Below are 19490 nucleotides of genomic sequence, written 5' to 3'. Positions count from 1 at the left end.
GCTAGCCTTGCGCCGGTGCGGGTGTTGTCACCCGCAGCTGTGCGAGGATGCCGCGTCGTGCTGGTTGTTGGTGAAAACACCAACAATGGCAAAGGGCAGCCTGGTCCTATCATGGTGAGCTAGTCTTGCGCCAGTGCGGGTGTTGTCACCCGCAGCTGTGCCAGGATGCGGCGTCGTGCTGGTTGTTGGTGACAACACCAACAATGGCAAAGGACAGCCTGGTCGTATCATGGTGAGCTAGGCTTGCGCCGGTGCGGGTGTTGTCACCCGCAGCTGTGCCAGGATGCGGCGTCGTGCTGGTTGTTGGTGACAACACCAACAATGGCAAAGGGCAGACGACGGTTATGAAATCCCTTTTAGAGGCTTTTACATTAAAATAAATCCTGAACCTCATGAAAAACCTGCGGCTAGTATTAACATTTGCGCCGGTGCGGGTGTTGTCACCCGCAGCTGTGTCAGGATGCGGCGTCGTGCTGGTTGTTGGTGACAACACCAACAATGGCAAAGGACAGCCTGGTCGTATCATGGTGAGCTAGGCTTGCGTCGGTGCGGGTGTTGTCACCCGCAGCTGTGCGAGGACGCGGCGTCGTGCTGGTTGTTGGTGACAACACCAACAATGGTAAAGGGCAGACGACGGTTATGAAATCCCTTTTAGAGGCTTTTACATTAAAAATAAATCCTGAACCTCATGAAAAACCTGCGGCGAGTATTAACATTTATTTCATTTCTTTCAATTTCCCTCCCATCAATTGCACAAGTTGCCGACACGAGTTATCTGGCGGCTGTTAAAAAGGAACTGAATACGGTTTGGCCGAAGAGCAGGCGCATTAACCTGGTCTTTCACGGACATTCGGTGCCGGCCGGTTACTGGAACAACCACGAGGTACACACGCTGGAATCTTACCCAAACCTCGTCCTGAAAGCGTTGAAAGCTAAATATCCTTATGCGGTAATCAATGTGATCGTAACCGCCCTAGGTGGCGAAAATTCTTTGAAAGGTGCTGCACGGTTTCAAACGGAGGTTTTGGTACATCAGCCCGATGTTCTTTTCATCGATTATGCATTGAACGATCGTTTTTCACCTCTTGAAAAAACAAAAGAAACATTAGAAAAAATGGTCCGTACCGCTCAGGAAAAGAATATTAAAGTCATACTTGTCACCCCCTCGCCCGACCAGCGAATCGATATTTCCGACCCGAAAAACCCGCTTGAACCCTACGCAGTGCAGATCAAAGAGTTGGCAGTTCAGCATAAAACCGGTTTTGCGGATCCTTATGTCAAATTCCAAAAGATCGTGAAAGAAGGAAAACTGAAGGAAGTGATGTCGTCGGTAAATCACCCGAATGAAGCCGGGCATCAGATTATTGCGAACGAAATTCTCCCCTACTTTTAAGCGTCCTGGTAGTCGGGATTGGCGCTGATCGCGAATTTGTATTTGTCGCCGCGGTAGAAGGAGCGTTCTATTTCCACCACTTTATCTTCTCTGCAGATCACCGCGCTGTCGAGAATGAACATGGGTGTCGGGTGTGAAAGCTCAAAATTATTGAGGTCTGAATCCGGCGCTATAATTTCCGTGCTGAGTGTTTGCTTAACCTCTTCGATGCGAAGATGATAGGTATTTTCATAGACTTTGAAATACGAGATCTCCGTTGGCATCCTGTTGATCTTCGGACAAAGTTTGAGGGAAATATATTTGATTTCATCCTTGATAATCTCCTCGTCGGCATACCTCAGCTGATGAATTTTAAGCACGGGTCCATCCACGATAAAATGCTTCCCTCCTATTTCCGACGATATCCCGTCTTCCAGTACTATTTTTTCCAGCACGACATTGTGCGGCTCGAAGCCCTCTGCGATCAGACTTTCATGGAACCCGCGCCTGGTAGCATTGATGGATCCCAGGGTGCGGATCAGGTGATGCCCTACGGTACGGTTTAATACGAATGTCCCCTTGCCTTTAATACGCTTTGCCCAGCCCTGGTTTTCAATTTCCAGCAGACTTTTCCGGGCAGTTGTATTGCTGACCTTGTGATTCTTAATCAGCTCATTTTCAGATGGAATCTTGTCTCCGGGCTGTAACTCGCCGGATTTGATCCTGTTAATGATTTCATCACTTATGCTAAGAAACTTAGGTCTCATTCAATGGTGTCAGAGAGTTGATATAAAACTCTAAAATAGCAGATATTCTACAAATATTCTGTTTTTTCCTTCACACAAATTCCGATTTATTTGGACTTGTTTTAAATAACAAACTATATTTGCAGCTTTCCAATGTAGCGCATAGCAGGCATGAATCAGGATTTAGCCGATATAATTCCCATGCGGATCGATGAGACCACTTTCAGACAGATCTATCTGCTGCATTGGGAGAAAGTATTTGCTGTTTGCTACAACAATATCCGTGAAACGGAGCCGGCGAAAGGAATGGTTCAGGATATCTTCAAATCGCTGTGGGAGCGGAAGGATGAACTGGAAATTACGGTTTCAATAGAAAGATACCTGCTCCGCGCCGCCAAATTGAAGGTTTTTGAATATTTAAGAAATACAAAATCAAGGGCGGAACATAATGAATCGGCTTTTCGCAACTATTGCCATTCCAGCAACTGCACTGAGAACGAAGTATTTTATAATAACCTCAAATCGCAGGTCGAATGCCTGGTGGACACGCTTCCCTGCCAGTGCCGCAATGTATTCAGGATGAGCCGGGAAGAAGGTTTGACTAACCGGGAAATTGCCTCCCGGCTACTCATTTCCGAAAGGGCTGTTGAATACCACATTACCCGCGCGCTTTCGACGCTGAAAGCGAACCTCACCGAATATCTCGTTTAGTTTTTGTTACCCCGCTTACGGTAAAAGTTAATTTGTGCTACTTTTACCAAAAGCATTGTGCGAAAATTAAGCAAGCTCCTCCATGCGGGTCAGTAAAGAACTTATCGAACAATATCACGCGGGTCTGTGTACGCCGGAAGAGCAATTAGCCGTCGAGGAATGGCTCTTCAATGATGACACCGATGCGCTTTTTGCTTTGCCGGGGGGGGAAGAAAAGCACGGTGTCAGGGATGCGATGTGGAATGAAATAGCGGGTGCATTGCCAGCGAACAAAAGTTACCGGTACATATTCTTCAATAGTTTCTGGCGCCAGGCTGCGGCCGCGCTCCTGGTAGGACTAGCGGGTGTCTTACTATACAGCATTAACAATAAGCCGGTTACATCAGAAATCATCGTTATCAACAACGAATCCAACTCGATCAATAAGGATTTACACACGGGGAATTTCAACCTGTCCCTCGCACCGAAAAGCAATGTAGAGATTGACAGAAATAGCGGCAGGATAGATTTTTGCGGCGCGATGATGATCAAATCCAAAATGGACGTGGAATTTACAATACAAGGCACCTGCACGGATGAGAAGGAACACGGCGATAAGATAAAACTCAAAAAAGGCCTGAACTACATCGCCCTCAATTATGCAGGGCCGGGCGAGGCCACCGAGCTGCTGGTACTTGAAGAAAAATCCTTAATGGGGTTGCCGCCGCTCATGAAAAGGCAGCTCATGGACCGGTTTGATATTTGAAATTTCTCCATTGATGACTAAAAATACCTGGCGGATATCCTGGTACATGCTACTGGCGATGGTCGTCTTTACAGGCGGATGCGCGGAAAGGAAATCTGAAAAACAATCCCCATCTCATCAGAAATACAGCATTTATACGATGGCGAAGGACGGTCAGGAATATTTGCTGGCTGTTGATTCGCTGTCGGGCGGTAACACTGAGCCTGAGAAAACGGGAACGAAAGTAGTTCCGCAGCGGATCTTTTATGACCTGATTGTTCACAAGGGACATTACTACCGGCTCAATGCCAGGACCAGCGAATTTTTAAAAATCAGGATAGAAAACAATGCTTTCATTACGAAGGCAAAACTGAAACTTCAAGGCTTTTCAGCAATCGACAATTACAGCTGGATAACTCCGGATTCGCTGATGATTATCGGTTATGACGAAAAAAGATCGGCGGTAACATATGCCAAGATCAATCCCGACAAAATGACTGCCGTGCAGGGTATCTTACCATTGCCTGCTCCCACTGGTAAGTACAACTGGATGTCCGTCGGATTCTCGCAATTTTTGAATGGAGACCTGCTGCTCGGCTATACTTACCACGCTGCCCACGATCTGCTGGGCTATACTACAAGTGATACGATGTATGTGGAAACACTCAGCTACCCGGGGATGCAAGTGATTGATTCTTATAAAGACAATCGAACAACTTACCCCGGCGGTGTGAATACGAGGCAATCGCACTTTTTTACCGATGAAAAAGGTGATTTCTACTTCATAACCTGCCCTGGCATTGCCCTGGGGAATAACCCGGATAAGCCGACGGCAATCATGCGGATCAGGAAATCGGATGGAAAGATAGATCCCGATTATTTTTTCAATATTTCAGCATCTCCGATTCAAAACAACGGTTACGGATTCTGGTACATCGGAAACGGAAAAGCGATTGTGCGGACCGAGCGAAAGGATCTTTTCACCGGAATGAACGATCATTACAAGGTGCCTCATTTCGATTTTTTCGAGCTGGATCTTGCAACAAAGTCTGCAACCCGCATTGACCTGCCGCTAGACAAAGGCACAGCCAGACAATGTGTACTCGTTGAAAACGGAGTAGTGTATATTTCCGTAAATTCGGACGCAGCCGGAAACTACGTCTGGATGTATAACCCCGAAAACCGCACCGTTAAAAAGGGGCTACGGTTGCTAGGTGAAACAGACTACATACTGAGGATTGAGCGGCTTGATTGATTAAAGTGCGCCAATCTGTTCTGCGGACAGACCTGTAACGTCCATAATCAGTTCGTCCGACAAACCTTTCTGCTTCATTTTTCTAGCAGTCTCCAATTTTCCGGAATGAATGCCCTCCTCGATCCCCAGCTCTTTTCCTTGCTCAATTCCTGCTTTCAAACCTTCTTTGCGCGCATATTCAGTTACTGCGTACCAGTCTCTCGCCTGTTTCAGACTTGCATCGTATGCCATCTTCTCCTGCTTGTTTAAGTTGCTAACTTCCGCGATATCAAACAATTTTTTGAAAATCGGTCTTCTCAAAAACAATGGTAATTTATCAATATTATTCATGTGTTTCAACAAAAATAGCCAGTTGTCAAGTTCAGATTTGAGTTCTTCTTCCCGTTTAGTGAAATTGGGAATTTGAACATAAATGAATCCGAGCTTGTCGTAAAATGCCTGCCCGTTTTCGTCCTTCAGCGTCACCCTGGAAATGAAATCCAACTTGGTAGCACTATCAAAACAGAAATCCATAATACCGATCAAATACACCGGCTTCAATCTGTAATCCCATTTTTGCGTGGTGAGTGGTACCTGGTCCCGAATTAGCGAAGAGACGTAATACAGGCACCGATCTTTGAAAAACTCCTGCCGGATGCGCTGCATTTCGATAATAAACTGCTCTCCGTCAACTCCCGTGCAAAGCAAATCGAAAATCACTTTCCTGTCCGCCGACAGAGGCCCGCTTCGTTCGGTTCTGTCATAAACCAGGTCGACGATGCACTTTTCACCTTCAAAGAGCTGGTTAAGAAAATCGATCAGCAAATCCTTATTAGGCTCTGAGCCGAATATCCTCTTGAAACCGAAATCTGTGAAAGGATCTATGAAGCGGCCCGGCTTGAAAATATGCATGAATAGTATGTCTTTTTATCTTCTCAAAATTCACAAACTTTTTTTACGAACCACCTTCGGGAAAGGGGGTTTGGCGCTACTGGTTATCAAGCGGTGTTAAACGACATTTTGTCGACCACTTGAAAAACCAGCTTTTCTCCTATTAGAACAATGCGCTTCAGCAAATTACTTTTTTGCGGATTTTCAGTAATCCTCTGCACTTTATCTCCCCGGATCAATGCACAAACACGCTCTGTTTCAGGGAAAATCACTTCCAAAGACCACTCCGCACTTCCGGGAATTTCTGTTTCGCTAAAAAAAAGCAGCCACGGAACGACAACAGATGCCGATGGTTTATACAAACTGAGCGACGTTAAAACCGGCAATTATACCATTGAAATATCTGGCGTTGGTTTCACTACCATTACCCAAACGGTTTCTGTGAAAAGAGGCAAGCCGCTGACGCTCGACTTCACCATGCAGGAAAGCGAAACGGATCTCAATGAAGTTCAGGTGGTCGGCAAAACGCAAACGCAGGAGATCAGGGAGCTGGCGTTTGCCGTGAATGCAATTGAAACAAAACAATTTGCAAACACCACCGCCGACCTGAACCAGGTACTGAACAGAAGTGCGGGTGTGCGCATACGCGAGCAGGGCGGCCTGGGTTCCAACTTCAATTTTTCGATCAATGGGCTGTCGGGGAAAGCCGTCAAATATTTCATCGATGGCGTACCGATGGAAATCCTTGGCAGCGCCATGTCGCTCAACAATATCCCCGTTAACCTCGCCGAACGGATCGAGGTATATAAAGGTGTAGTGCCTGTTCAACTCGGTTCCGATGCAATGGGCGGAGCTGTGAATGTGATCACCAGTCAGAAACAGACCAACTACCTCGACCTCAGCCACAGCTACGGCTCGTTTAACACGCACCGTTCAGCGCTTACGGGACAGTACGTGCACAAACCTACCGGTATTACGGTCAAAGCAACGGGGTTTTTCAACTATTCAGATAACAACTATAAAATGAAGGGCGTAGAGATCCTGGAAGGCGGCAAAAGGAACGGCGACCAAATCACAGACCTGACAGGCGCTTCCTTTGTAATGACGAACACCCGCCGTTTTCACGACCAGTTCCGCTCTGCGATGGGACAAATCGAAGCGGGGATCGCCAACAAATCATGGGCTGACGTGCTACATGTAGGGCTGGGCTACACCGAAGGAAAACAGGACCTGCAAACAGGTTTTGAACAAACGATCGTGTACGGACAAGTCACCCGCAAAAGCAATGCATTGAGCGGCACAGTACGTTACCGGAAAAACAACCTGTTTGTCAAAGGACTCGATCTGAGCCTTTTCGCCTCTCAATCGAAAGACAAATTCGTAACCACAGACACGCTGATGCGCCAGTATTATTGGGATGGTTCGTGGACTGCGAAAGCTTCTGCGGAAATGGGCGGGATCAAGGCGATCGGCCACATTATCCGCCCCCGCACATTTGCCCGTGCCAATTTGAGCTATACGCTGAATGAAAAGCATTCTTTCAACATCAATTATATTTTTGATAAACTAAGAAATGAAAGCTACAATGAGCTGATCTCGGACAGCGACGATATGCCCGGTGTGATGAACAAGCAGATCCTTGGTGTTGCCTACCAGCAGGAACTGTTTGATAAAAAGTGGGTCAATACCTTTTTTGCCAAGTATTACGGACTCGGTTTGCAGCGGAAAAAGTATATGGACCTTGCCTATCAGGTCGTCGACAGCACTTTCAGAAACTACGGCTACGGCGTGGCTTCACGCTACAAAATCCTGCCAGATCTGGGTATTAAAATTTCCCTGGAACATGCCTATCGCTTGCAGGAAGTAGAGGAAGTGTATGGCGACGGTCTTAATATCCAGCCCAACCCCGACCTGAGACCCGAAAGCAGCGATAATGTGAACCTGGGCGGCTATTATGGTATCCGATTGAACAAGCACCGGTTTTTCCTCGAAGCTGCTGGATTTTACAGAAACGCAGTGGATTTTATCTATCCCGTTCCCGATCAGCGCTCGAAAGCTTTAAAGAATGAAAACAAGGCCAGCGTCCGCGTTACCGGTTTTGAAGCCGAGCTGCGGTATGATTATGCGGACCTGCTTTCATTTAATATCAACGCAACTTATCAGAATGCGGTGAATATGACCAAATTCGGTAGTACGACAAGCACGACCTACGAGGCTACTTATAAAAACAAGATCCCCAACCAGCCCTGGTTATTTGGCAATGCAAACTTGAGTATTGGCAAAAATGATGTGCTCGGGAAAGATTCACGCCTGCAATTCAACTGGTTTACCCAATATGTCAACTGGTTTTACCTCACCTGGGAAGCGTTTGGAAATGTGAACGGAAAATCGACGATCCCGACACAGGTAATCCACAATGCATCACTCAGCTATTCTTTCAAAAACGGCAGGTACAACGTATCCGGCGAGTGCCGCAACCTGACCGACGACCTTGCGTTCGACAATTTCAGATTGCAGAAGCCGGGCCGCGCTTTTTCACTCAAACTCAGGTATTTTCTAAAATAACCAAAACTCAATTATCCATTTATAACAATTTAGAAAAAATGAAAATAATGCGTTCTATGTCGTTGAAACCGCTTGTGCTAGGGCTGCTGGCTTTTGCTTTTACCAGCTGCGACGACAACAATAACAACGGCCCCGCCGAGCCGGAGGAAGAAGGTCAATACTCGGCAATTGTGTGCGTGGGAAGCTGGCCAAATACCGCTTACTACATCGCCAGCATACCCTCATTGAAAGAGGGGCAGATCAGCTTGCAGGGAAACGGGGCTGAAATGACCGGCAAAGTGTATGCGCAGGATATCATTCAGCGGGACGGATTTTATTATCACGCCAATTTCGGAAGCGGTCGTTTTGGTAAATACCATGTCGAAAACGGCGCACTGGTTGTTGACAAGGAGGTTCCTTTCACTCATTTGAATTGGAGCTCCTATGTCTGGGTAGACGATCAAACACTTGTGATTTTCGGAACCGGAGAAGGTGAGGCGCGGTACGCAATCGTCAAAGTTGCCGATATGACATTGACAACCAGTAAACTGAACCTGGAAAGCTTTCCCAAAGGATTTGATGAGTACGCGATCGGTTTTGCAGAGTACCGCGACAGCAAACTGTTCATCGGGTACAGCTTTACAACTTCTGCATATACACCTAATATGCCCGTTTACCAGAAGTTCGGCGTAGCAGTAGTGAATTACCCGGTGATGACGACCGAAAGCACGATTTCTGACACCCGCACTACCACTCCCGGCGGGCCAGTAGTGTATGCGCCTGCCTCTTTCCAGGACGAAAACGGGGACATTTACTTTATCACCGACCCCGTTTACAACTACGATTATAAGTCGCCTTCAATGGTTTACCGTATCAAAAAGGGTACTACCCAGCTCGATGCGACCTACAACTTCAATTTTTCTGCTGCGACCAGCAATGGAATGGGCGCTGCAATGTGGTACATCGGAAATGGGAAGGCAATCGTCCGGACACGAATCACTGGTGAGTCGATTGATGCTGACCATTCTTTCTCAGTGATCGATGTTAAAAACGGCACTTTTATCAAAAAGCTCGACCTGCCGGTTGACACAGGTGAGCGTATGGTGCAGGCAGTCATCGTTGAAGATGGCAAGGCATATATTTCCGTAAATGCGGCCGATAAGGATTACATCTGGGAGTACGACCCGGCCACCGAATCCTTGACAAAAGGAGCTGAGTTTGTGGGCGGTATTGATTTCATTCTTCGTTTGGAAAAAACGAAGTAAGGCCAATAGTCGCTTCCTCTAGTTCCTTTGCCACGCTGGGCGTACTTCACTTTGTTACGCTCAGCCCGGCAATTTTCAATATTCACCATCATTAAAATGCTAAAAAAAATAAATGCCTGGCTGCACCTCTGGCTGGGACTGGCGTCCGGGATTGTTGTTGTTATCGTTGCGGTGACGGGCTGTATCCTGGTTTTTGAGCAGGAACTGAAATCGCTTACCCAGCCCTGGACCCATGCCGAGCGGCCTGGTAATGCCGCATACCTGCCGCCTTCCGTCATTCGCGAGCATGTATCCCGGCAATTCCCGGGCAAGGAAATCGACGGCATCTGGTATTACGGACATGGAAAAGCGGCGAAAATGAGCATGCACTCGGATTCTGTGGTATTCGTCAATCCGTATACCGCAGCGGTGACCGGCATCGCTGATCAGGAAGATTTCTTCCATTTTATACTCGACGGTCACGTAGGTTTGTGGATCGAAGGAGATGTGGGCCACGCGATCGTTTCCTATGCGACACTGATATTTTTCGTTTTGCTGATCACCGGAATGGTATTGTGGTGGCCCAAAAAGTGGAACAAATCCGGGCGGAATAAAAGCTTCAGGATCAAGTGGAAAGCGAAATTCAAGCGGGTTAATTACGACCTCCACAATGTACTGGGATTTTATTCGCTCATCATCGCATTGATCCTGACGATCACCGGTTTGAATATGGGTTTCAGGTGGTTTAATGAAGGCTTTTATCTGCTTAACTCTGGTGGCCGGGAACCCGCACCTTTCGTCCGCGCTTTTTCCGATACTACCAAAATTTATCCGAATACCGTTTTGCAAAATGTCGACAAAGCATTCTGGAAGGGCATTACGGAGATTGGTACCTATAATAAAGATGCGATCATTATTTCTTTCCCGGAAAAAGCATCCGACCCCATAGATCTCTGCGTAGATATGTACAATGGATCGTGGCGTTACGTATATCTGGACCAGAATACCCTGGCCGAGCTACCTTCCACTCAGGTGCATATCGACGATTTGAAATGGGCGGACTGGCTTCGTCGTACCAACTATGCGTTGCATGTAGGCGCGATCGGTGATTGGCCCACCAAGATCATTTTCTTTTTGGTCAGCCTCATTTGCGCAAGTTTGCCAATAACCGGCTTTTACATTTGGTGGGGAAAACGCAAACCGGTAAAAACCAGCATAAAACGCTACGCAAATCTTAAACCGGCCTGAAATAAAATCGTATTTTTACCCGCCGCAACTTCATCTTCTATGAAAAACCCTTACACTGGCAAGCTTTATACGCTGCTGCTCTTCATAAACCTGTTTATCAATACAAATGCAGTATTTGCACAAAACCCCTCTCCTTTTCAGATCCGTGGGGTAGTAACGGATTCGAGTTCGAAAAAAGCGATAGAATTTGCCACGATCAGCATTCTTGACAGTGACAAGAAAGTAATCGCACTCACTTATACTGACGAAAGCGGCATTTTTAAATCCACCGATATCACTGCCGGCTCATTTTTCCTGAACCTTTCTTTTGTCGGTTACCGTCAAAAATTGATCCCGTTCACGATAAAACCGAATACACCGAACTTCGAATTCGGCGCGATTCAGCTGACTTCGGAGGTAAACCAGCTGAACGCGGTGACCGTCACCGGATCCCGCCAACTGGTTGAACAACAGCCAGGAATGCTCATTTACAATGCTGAAAAAGACATCAGTAACCAGGGAGGAACCGCCGCGGACGTGCTCAGAAAAGCACCTATCCTGAATGTGGATGCTTCGGGAAAAGTGACCATGCGGGGAAATTCTAATTTGCGGATCCTGATCAATGGAAAGTATTCCGGTCAAATGGCGCGTAGCCCGGGAGATGCTTTGAATATGATGCCAGCCAACTCGATCAAATCTGTGGAAGTGATTACCAGCCCCTCGGCGCGTTACGATGCGGAGGGCGCAGCCGGGGTTATTAATATTATTACAAAAAAGGGCAACCAAAGTACCAGCGGCACGATTGAGGTGGTCGGTGGAAACCTCGAACAGGCGATCAATCCCCGCATTGCGATCAACCGCGACAAATGGAATATGACCTCTACCCTTCACCTGCACCGTTTTCGCGACCGGGAGATTTCAGACCTGGACCGGATCACTTACGAAAATGGCGCCAGATCAGGCAGTATTTTACAGCATGTGGTGAAGGACAATGCCAAGCCGCATAGCTCCGGCGATTTGCAACTTGAGTACTCACCCGATTCCGCCAATCTTTTCAATTTTTCAGTCAATGGCTGGCTGGGAAGCTGGCCGCAGAATAGCGAGCAGTTCAACCAGCGTTTCAATGCAGACGGTATTTTGCTCAGCAAGTATCACCAGCGTGTTACTACCAAAGCGCCGAACCGGGGCATTGACCTGAATCTGGGCTACACACGAAAATTCAGGAAGCCGGGTGAGGAACTCTATATTATGGCCCAGCATAACAGTGCCAGCGAAGATTATAATTACAATGCTTTCCAGCGCGACGATGAAACGCTTACCTATCGCGAAAGAAACGACAACCGCACCGAAAACCGCGAATGGACATTTCAGACCGACTATATAATGCCCTTCTCCTATTCGTCTAAACATGCTTTGGAACTGGGTGCGAAAGCGATTTTGCGGAATGTGAGCAGTACTTACGATGTGGCAGCCAGCGACGGATATCAGCCCGAACTGCTGCAACCGGTACCGGCGCGGTCGGATGTGTTCGACTACCGCCAGGATGTCACCGCTGCCTATACCCAGCTCAAATTCAAATGGAGCAGCGGCTGGGCGATCCATGCCGGTGCACGCGTGGAAGGTACATTTCTGGAAGGAAATCAGCTCAGACTGGGCACGCATTTTACCAATACATTCTGGAATTTCGTACCGAGCGCGACAGTTTTCAAAAGGCTTAATCCGAACAATAACCTGACGCTAAGCTATACCAAACGGATCTCGCGCCCGTCGATCTGGGACCTGAACCCGAACCGCGACAGTCAGGATCCGCAGAATATTTTTATCGGTAACCCCGACCTTCGCCCGGAGGAAGTAAATCAGGTAGAATTCACCTATGCATTGCAAACCGACGCCGAGTTCTTTTTTAATGCTTCGCTTTTTGGTCGCCGTACCAACAATTCCATCGAAAGCATCGTCACGATCGATAACGCAGGAGCTGCTACAACCACGAAACAAAATCTGGCTTCGAACGAACAATATGGTATCAATTTTTCGACTGCAATCCCCATTTTACCGGGCTGGAAGATCAATAGCAATGCCAATGTGCGCCACGCCCGGTTCAGCAGCGGTGCACTCAATATCAAGAACGACGGAATGGCCTGGGGAGTGAATGTGAACAGCAGCTGGAAACTGCGAAACAATTTCAGTGTACAGTTTTATGGAGATTACAACGCGAAAGAAGTGACGCTGCAAGGCTACCAGAGTTCGTGGTTCTATTATAGTTTTTCGGCAAAAAAAGAGATCCCTTCGAAAAAACTGTCGATCACGCTTACTACCGTCAGTCCGTTCAGCAGCTATATTTCCCAGCAGGAAGTGGTACGATCCAATGACTTCACGTCTACTTTCAGGAATCAGTACCTGCAACGTTCTGTCCGGCTGTCGCTCAATTGGGAATTCGGCAATATGCTGGGCGGCGGAAAAAGCAGGAAGATCAACAATGACGATCTTAAAAATGCGAAGCCAAACGGTTAATAGGGCCGGTTTTTGATAGTATGGACGCATTTGACGCAATCCACCCTCAGGATTGTCACGATTGCCACCTGCTCGTTTCGGTAACTTGTGCCACCTTTGTAACATACTAATTCACAAAAAAACCGAAACAAAAAATGGAAACTCAAGCTCAAAAAATTACCGTAGAAACAACCGTTAATGCACCTGTTGGAAAAGTTTGGGAATATTTCAACGCGCCGGAGCATATCAAGCAATGGTGCTTCGCTGCTGACGACTGGCACGCCCCATTTTCAGAAAATGATCTGAAAACCGGCGGTAAATTCACCACCACCATGGCAGCCAAAGACGGCAGTTTCAGTTTCGACTTCGGAGGCGTGTATTCGAATGTCGTACCTGAAAGTCTGATCGAATACGGTATGACTGACGGCAGGACGGTTAAGGTTACCTTCGAGGATCATGGCGACAGTACTACGGTAACCGAGGTTTTCGATGCAGAGCAGACCAATCCTGCGGATATGCAGAAGGCTGGCTGGCAGGCAATCCTCGACAACTTCAAAAAACATGTAGAAGCCAATTGATTTAGCTGACATTAAAAACGCCCCCTCTCGTTTCGAAAGGGGGCGTTTTCAGTTTGCGTAAATATCCTAATTGGAAATACCGATCTGTAACTTCTCGTAGTAAGCCTCCACCACACTGCCCACATAAAAATAAGGAAGCGCAGTACGGTTGAATTGCAGGGTGGTCACATCATTATCAATAAAAAACGAAGTCGACCCAAACATGGCAGAAGGCCTGATCCCAAAAGAGCCTGCATCAACGATTGTGTAAGGAACAGACATAGTCACGGTAACGTCGCGGCTTTCCCCTATCGGCATATCGATGGCAACCGGCATCCCTAACTTGCTCCTTTCACCGTAAGTATCCCCCGCAAAACTTGGTGTATGCAATATGCGCTTACCCGACGCATTATTTGTGTACCCGATCAGATAACCTGCACTAACGGGAAAGGACGGTGCGGCTACCCTTTTCAGTGTAAACCTGAAATCGAATGTGGCAGAACCCGAAGAACCTACTACATTACCGGTATTGGTGTTCGCTTTGGCCAAAAACCGGGAGACTGAAAGCGACTGCATCGAGCCCGTGACAACACCTAATTCGGCCCCTCCGGCCCCCAGGATTGAAATCTTTTCGATGATAAACTCACAAGGATACAGCCGGTCGGACCCATCTGTGGCCTTGCACCTTGATTCAGGCAGATTTTCGGGAACGACGTGATCTGTGCAGGAAAGCGCACATGCCAGCAATGCGTAAACAAGCGGCAGACAAACTGGAGAAATTAAATGTTTTTTCATTATACAAGCCTGGTTTGGAATGAGTGCGTTGAATAGAACCTGTTGAAAGTCTGCTATCTATACTAAAATTAACGATTGTAGCAGGAAGACAATTTTAAACTTATTCAACGGAAACGAGGCGACGGTCGAAGGGCAGACACTCCGCTGCGGAGAAGTGGAGAAAAAGCATTCAAAAAGTGAGAAAGCCTTTTTTTATCAAAAATTTGCAGCAGTCATTTGTTTATTCCAAAACTATAAATTTACTTTGTCTATCAGTTTAATAGACTATGGCATTTGAACCACCCGAAAGCCATATTAAAAGCAACATTTTTCGCCAATGAAAGCGATGGTTTTACGTTATCCGCGCCGTGAAATGCGGGCGCGCAAGGTGGTTTACCTCACAACAGGCTTCCCGCAAAGCAGTTGTTGTAGTTGCTCCGACTCGATCTTGTCTTAATTAATTATCCGGAAATATCCCGGCTGGCAGTGTGCCGTCGGGTGAAGGTTTTCGGTGGTTGGGAATTTTCTGCCCGACAATCGCGCTGCCGCGGGATATTTCCGGATATCCTTTCTTCTCCCAAATTCAAATCCAGCATCCATGACGCAGGCTGACATTACCCTTTTGGTCAAAAAAATCGCGGTCGGCATCTTTCTGACACTTGTCCCTTTCCTGCTGATCGCAGGTGGAATCTGGCTTGCGTATACACTATTAAGTTAGGATAGAATTATCACAAATAACCGTTCTGGAATGAAAGCAGAAAAGGAAATTACGCAAAAAATAGCGCGCGACGCAGGTATCAGTGTATTGCTTTACCTGGCTCCTATTGTCCTGATGTTCACGGCCTTTTACATTACCGGCTACCAGCCCTGGGCCGGCGGCAGCGGATTGCCGTTCAAAGTTCCCGGCTTTCTGGACGCTGTTTTTAAAAACCTGAGCTCGTGGGGTTTACCGGTGATCGTCTTGGCGATCGGCGTCATCGAGTTTTTGGCTGGTATGTACGAAAACAAGTGGACGAAAAACGAAAGTACGCTCGATATTATCTGCTTTATTGTTCCAAAAATCGTGGTGAGACCAGTGGTTACCTATTACAGCCTGCAGCTGCTGCCGCAAATCCTTCCCGATGCGAAGGGAATATTCACCTGGGTACCTTTCTGGTGGGCATTTCTGATTATAGCCGTGGCCGACGACCTGACCCAATACTGGTACCACCGGCTGCACCACCAGCTGCCATGGTTGTGGCGTTTTCACCGTACCCACCACAGTGCACCTTATATGGGAATGGCGATGGCGAGCCGCCAGAATATCATTTACACGATATTCTTTTCACAAACCTATCTGACTGCCGCCCTGACGTTTGTGGGGCTGGGTTATGCTGCCCTTTTCGTAAAAGTGATCAAATCGCTGATCGTGACAGGAGCGCACTCAAGCATTCCCTGGGACAAGCCTTTTTATACTATTAAATGGCTTAATCCGATAGGTTGGGTATTGGAAAGACTGATCTCAACCCCCGCAACGCACCACGCGCATCATGCGGATTCCACGGATGACGGTATCGGCTATTACAAAGGAAATTTCGGCAACATGTTTTTCCTGTGGGACGTGATCTTCGGGACAGGAATTATCACCAGAAAATACCCTTCCTCATTTGGTATTAAGCACTATAAGGAAGAAGAATGGTACGCACAATTCCTGTGGCCCATTTTCAAATCGAAAAAAGACGGCAGCGAACTTTCCGCCGAAGGCCCGATGGTTGGCGACGAAGTCAGAGAGACAATCGTTGAGCCTATCCATCTGGAAACCCGTGCCGCGGGCTGAACAGGCGTATCCCCTATTGCCGCATTTACATTTTATTAAAATTCTGATGGATAAGAAAAAATTTTACCCTTTATGGTTATTGGGTGCACTCCTGTTAATTGTTTCCCAGGTTAAAGCGCAGGACGCCATTACCGGCGTTATAAAAGACGATACCGGCCAGGGACTTCCTGGCGCCACGGTTGTAGAGAAAGGTAGTTCGAGATATGCTTTGACCGACGTAGACGGCAAGTTCAGCATTGCCGCAGCCAAAGAATTTCCATTCACCCTGCAGATCAATATGACCGGCTTTCAGACTCAGGAGATCGAAATCTATGAACTGACGGCCGAGGCTGTGGAAGTCACGCTTAAAACGGCCAACCTGCTCGACGAAGTAGTGGTGGTGGGTTATGGCGAGCAAAAACGGAAAGACATTACCGGATCAGTTGCATCGGTTCCAATTGAGATCAAAAGCCAGCCCGTAGCCTCTGTCGAGCGTTTGCTGCAGGGCTCGGTGGCGGGAGCGGTGGTGACGCAGACTTCCGGCCAGCCTGGAGGCGGCGTGAGTGTCCAGATCCGCGGTAACAACTCCATCACAGCAGGGAGCGATCCGCTTTACGTGATAGACGGCTTTCCGATCAATAACGATTATTCATTAACCGACGCGGGAGTCACGAACGGTTCGAAGATCAACCCACTTTCCTCTCTCAACACCGCGGATATTGAAAATATCGATGTATTGAAAGACGCTTCTGCGACGGCGATTTACGGTTCCAGAGGTGCAAACGGGGTGGTGATCATCACTACGAAAACGGGCTCGAAAAACAAATCGTCTGTTAATTATGATGCATTTTACGGTACACAGGAAGTGATCCGGACGCTGCCGCTTTTAAACGCAGCCGAATGGTGGTCGCTGCGCAAAGATGCAGCAGCGAACTCAGGTAAAATAGCCACCATACCATCGGTTTCCGGCTATACGCTCGATACGACCGGCGCGGGTACCGACTGGCAGGCAGCCGCATTCCGAAAAGCCTCCCAGCAAAGTCACAACATTTCAATCCTGTCGGGCTCGGACAAAACGCGACTGGCGGTTTCAGGTAACTATTTCAAACAGAACGGAATTTTACAGAATACCGATTTCAGAAGATATTCGGCGCGTATCAATGTCGATCATCAATATAGTGACCGTTTCAGGATACTTGCGAATTTGAATGCCAGCAATATCAGGTCAAATGTAGCCCCGGCTAATATTGTCAGCAATCTTCTGCAAACCCCTCCTGCCCTGCCGGTTTACCAGAATGACGGTTCATTTGTGATCAACAGCCCATTTGAGTCCGCATTGCAAAATCCGATCAATTCACTGTACAACCAGCTTAACGAAACCATTACCAACCGTTTCCTGGGCAATATTTCAGGAGAATACACGATCACAGACGGTTTGAAAGCGAAGATACTGGTGGGCGCGGATGTGGTGGGTAACAAGCAAAACCGCTATCTCCCCAGCAGCACGGCGGAAGGTCAGGCTTTGAGCGGTAATGCAATAGTAGGAACCGTGTCAACTACCAGCTGGCTGAATGAGAATACACTGAGCTACGACAAGGACATTGATGATAAAAACAGGGTGAATGCGGTGATTGGGTTCACTGCGCAAACTTCGGAATCAAAAGCGACAATCGCGGAAGCCGCCGGCTTTGCAACTGATGCATTCAGTTACAATAACCTCGCCACCGGGATCACCAGCATTGCTCCCCGCTCTTCGGCAAACGACTGGTCGCTGGCTTCCTACCTCGGCCGGATCAATTATGCATTCGACGATAGGTACCTCGTGACTTTCACACTCCGGGCCGACGGTTCGTCCCGTTTCGGGGCCGGCAATAAATGGGGGTATTTCCCTTCTGCGGCTTTTGGCTGGAATTTGAACAATGAAAAATTCTTTCAGCAATTTAAAAAAATCAGTCTGCTGAAACTGCGTGTGAGTGCGGGGACAACAGGAAACCAAAGTATTCCGCCTTATCAGTCTTTGTCGCAGCTTGCCTATTTCCGCTACAATTTTTCCAATACCACTGTTTCGGGTTATGCGCCAAATACGGTACCGAATCCTGACCTCGGTTGGGAGAAAACCTTCCAGGTGGACGCGGGTTTCGACCTCGGACTTTTCAAGAACAGGCTCAATATCATTTTTGACTATTATTATAAAAGAACGTCGGACCTGCTGCTGACCAGGACTGTTGCGGGTACCTCTGGTCTGTCTGACTTCTACAACGGGCAGGCGTCTACCATCTACCAGAACATCGGCGAGGTAAGTAACCAGGGCATTGAATTGTATGTTAATTCTCAAAATACGACTGGTCCGTTTAAGTGGAATACAATCTTCATTTTCGCCCGTAATACCAACAAGATCCTCAGCCTCGGCGGTGGCGTGAACCAGATCATCCCGAATATCAATATGCCTTCGATCGCGAAAGTAGGTTATCCTCTCGGATCGTTTATCACCTACCAGGCCGACGGAATTATTCAGCAGGGTGAAACGCCCCTCACCCCGCAGCAAAATAAGAGCCCGGGCGGACAGAAATACAGGGATGTCAACGGCGATGGGATCATCACACAAACCGGCGACCGCGTGGTAATATCCAACCAGCCGGGCTTTACAACAGGACTTACCAACACTTTCGGCTTCAAAGGTTTTGATCTGACAATATTCTTTCAGGCCTCCATCGGCGGAAAACTATACAACCAGAACCGGGCAAACCTGGAATTAGGTACAGGTTATGTAAATGGTTCCAAAGTGCTGCTCAACCGCTGGACACCTACGAATACGAATACCGACGTGAAAGCTGCTTTCCAGGATCCGGCGATTACCATTTCCGACCGGTTTATCGAAGACGCGACCTATTACCGGCTCAAAAACCTGTCGCTTGGCTACAATATTCCCAAAACGCTGCTGTCGAAAATCCGCATCGAAACATTGAGGGTGTATGTATCAGCTCAAAATCCGGTCACGTGGACGAAATACACCGGTTATGATCCGGAGGTCAGTCTGAATGGGCAGTCGCTGATTAATAAGGGTGTGGATTCGGGCGTGTACCCGAATAATAAGTCTTACCAGGTCGGGTTGTCGCTTTCGTTTTAGTCCGGCCGCCAGTGTCGGCGTTGTTGTTGCTTGTGTTGGTGTTGTCGTTGCTTG

Annotated in this window: 15 protein-coding genes; 11 read left to right on the top strand and 4 right to left on the bottom strand. The window is 47.7% G+C overall.

Features of this window, described 5'->3' with window-relative positions:
• Positions 1 to 145 precede the first annotated feature (145 nt).
• Entirely contained in the window at positions 146 to 490 is a 345-nt protein-coding gene (locus tag FXO21_RS23135; protein ID WP_149642301.1) for a hypothetical protein, read from the bottom strand.
• A gap of 198 nt (positions 491 to 688) precedes the next feature.
• Between FXO21_RS23135 and FXO21_RS23130 the strand changes: the two genes are divergently transcribed.
• Positions 689 to 1393, top strand: coding sequence for an SGNH/GDSL hydrolase family protein (locus FXO21_RS23130; protein WP_149642300.1), 705 nt, complete (start codon positions 689 to 691; stop codon positions 1391 to 1393).
• On the opposite strand, the gene FXO21_RS23125 is transcribed toward FXO21_RS23130, so the two are convergent.
• Positions 1390 to 2139, bottom strand: coding sequence for a GntR family transcriptional regulator (locus FXO21_RS23125; protein ID WP_149642299.1), 750 nt, complete (start codon positions 2137 to 2139; stop codon positions 1390 to 1392). The genes FXO21_RS23130 and FXO21_RS23125 overlap by 4 nt on opposite strands.
• 150 nt (positions 2140 to 2289) lie before the next feature.
• On the opposite strand from FXO21_RS23125, the gene FXO21_RS23120 reads away from it, so the two are divergent.
• The 3 genes from FXO21_RS23120 to FXO21_RS23110 all read left to right on the top strand — a co-directional run bounded on the left by FXO21_RS23120 (position 2290) and on the right by FXO21_RS23110 (position 4808).
• Positions 2290 to 2829, top strand: a complete 540-nt coding sequence (locus tag FXO21_RS23120; protein WP_149642298.1) for an RNA polymerase sigma-70 factor — start codon at positions 2290 to 2292, stop codon at positions 2827 to 2829.
• Positions 2830 to 2911: 82 nt separating this feature from the next.
• Complete coding sequence (locus FXO21_RS23115; protein ID WP_149642297.1) at positions 2912 to 3574, top strand: hypothetical protein; 663 nt, start codon at positions 2912 to 2914, stop codon at positions 3572 to 3574.
• 13 nt (positions 3575 to 3587) lie between these two features.
• Positions 3588 to 4808 (top strand): hypothetical protein, encoded by a 1221-nt coding sequence (locus tag FXO21_RS23110; RefSeq protein ID WP_149642296.1) that lies wholly within the window; start codon positions 3588 to 3590, stop codon positions 4806 to 4808.
• Here FXO21_RS23110 and FXO21_RS23105 read toward each other — a convergent pair whose 3' ends face one another.
• Entirely contained in the window at positions 4809 to 5699 is an 891-nt protein-coding gene (locus FXO21_RS23105) for an Rpn family recombination-promoting nuclease/putative transposase (protein WP_149642295.1), read from the bottom strand.
• A gap of 150 nt (positions 5700 to 5849) precedes the next feature.
• Here FXO21_RS23105 and FXO21_RS23100 point away from each other — a divergent pair, with 150 nt between their 5' ends.
• The 5 genes from FXO21_RS23100 (at position 5850) to FXO21_RS23080 (ending at position 13761) form a co-directional block, all read left to right on the top strand.
• Positions 5850 to 8243, top strand: coding sequence for a TonB-dependent receptor (locus FXO21_RS23100; RefSeq protein WP_149642294.1), 2394 nt, complete (start codon positions 5850 to 5852; stop codon positions 8241 to 8243).
• A 38-nt stretch (positions 8244 to 8281) separates the two neighbouring features.
• Positions 8282 to 9487: a DUF4374 domain-containing protein gene (locus tag FXO21_RS23095; protein WP_225865821.1), complete on the top strand. Its 1206-nt coding sequence runs from the start codon at positions 8282 to 8284 to the stop codon at positions 9485 to 9487.
• Between the two features lie 96 nt (positions 9488 to 9583).
• Positions 9584 to 10714, top strand: coding sequence for a PepSY-associated TM helix domain-containing protein (locus tag FXO21_RS23090; RefSeq protein WP_192579306.1), 1131 nt, complete (start codon positions 9584 to 9586; stop codon positions 10712 to 10714).
• Between the two features lie 39 nt (positions 10715 to 10753).
• Positions 10754 to 13204, top strand: coding sequence for a TonB-dependent receptor domain-containing protein (locus tag FXO21_RS23085; RefSeq protein ID WP_149642293.1), 2451 nt, complete (start codon positions 10754 to 10756; stop codon positions 13202 to 13204).
• 134 nt (positions 13205 to 13338) lie between these two features.
• A complete protein-coding gene (locus tag FXO21_RS23080) occupies positions 13339 to 13761 on the top strand; it encodes an SRPBCC family protein (protein ID WP_149642292.1) in 423 nt (140 codons plus the stop codon).
• Positions 13762 to 13827: 66 nt separating this feature from the next.
• Here FXO21_RS23080 and FXO21_RS23075 read toward each other — a convergent pair whose 3' ends face one another.
• Positions 13828 to 14535, bottom strand: coding sequence for a hypothetical protein (locus tag FXO21_RS23075; RefSeq protein WP_149642291.1), 708 nt, complete (start codon positions 14533 to 14535; stop codon positions 13828 to 13830).
• A gap of 727 nt (positions 14536 to 15262) precedes the next feature.
• On the opposite strand from FXO21_RS23075, the gene FXO21_RS23070 reads away from it, so the two are divergent.
• A complete protein-coding gene (locus FXO21_RS23070; RefSeq protein WP_149642290.1) occupies positions 15263 to 16330 on the top strand; it encodes a sterol desaturase family protein in 1068 nt (355 codons plus the stop codon).
• Between the two features lie 46 nt (positions 16331 to 16376).
• Positions 16377 to 19436, top strand: a complete 3060-nt coding sequence (locus FXO21_RS23065; RefSeq protein ID WP_149642289.1) for a SusC/RagA family TonB-linked outer membrane protein — start codon at positions 16377 to 16379, stop codon at positions 19434 to 19436.
• The last annotated feature ends 54 nt before the right edge of the window (positions 19437 to 19490 follow it).

It is taken from the genome of Dyadobacter sp. UC 10 (assembly GCF_008369915.1).
Lineage (GTDB): Bacteria > Bacteroidota > Bacteroidia > Cytophagales > Spirosomataceae > Dyadobacter.
This window is presented reverse-complemented; position numbering and strand designations above follow the sequence as displayed.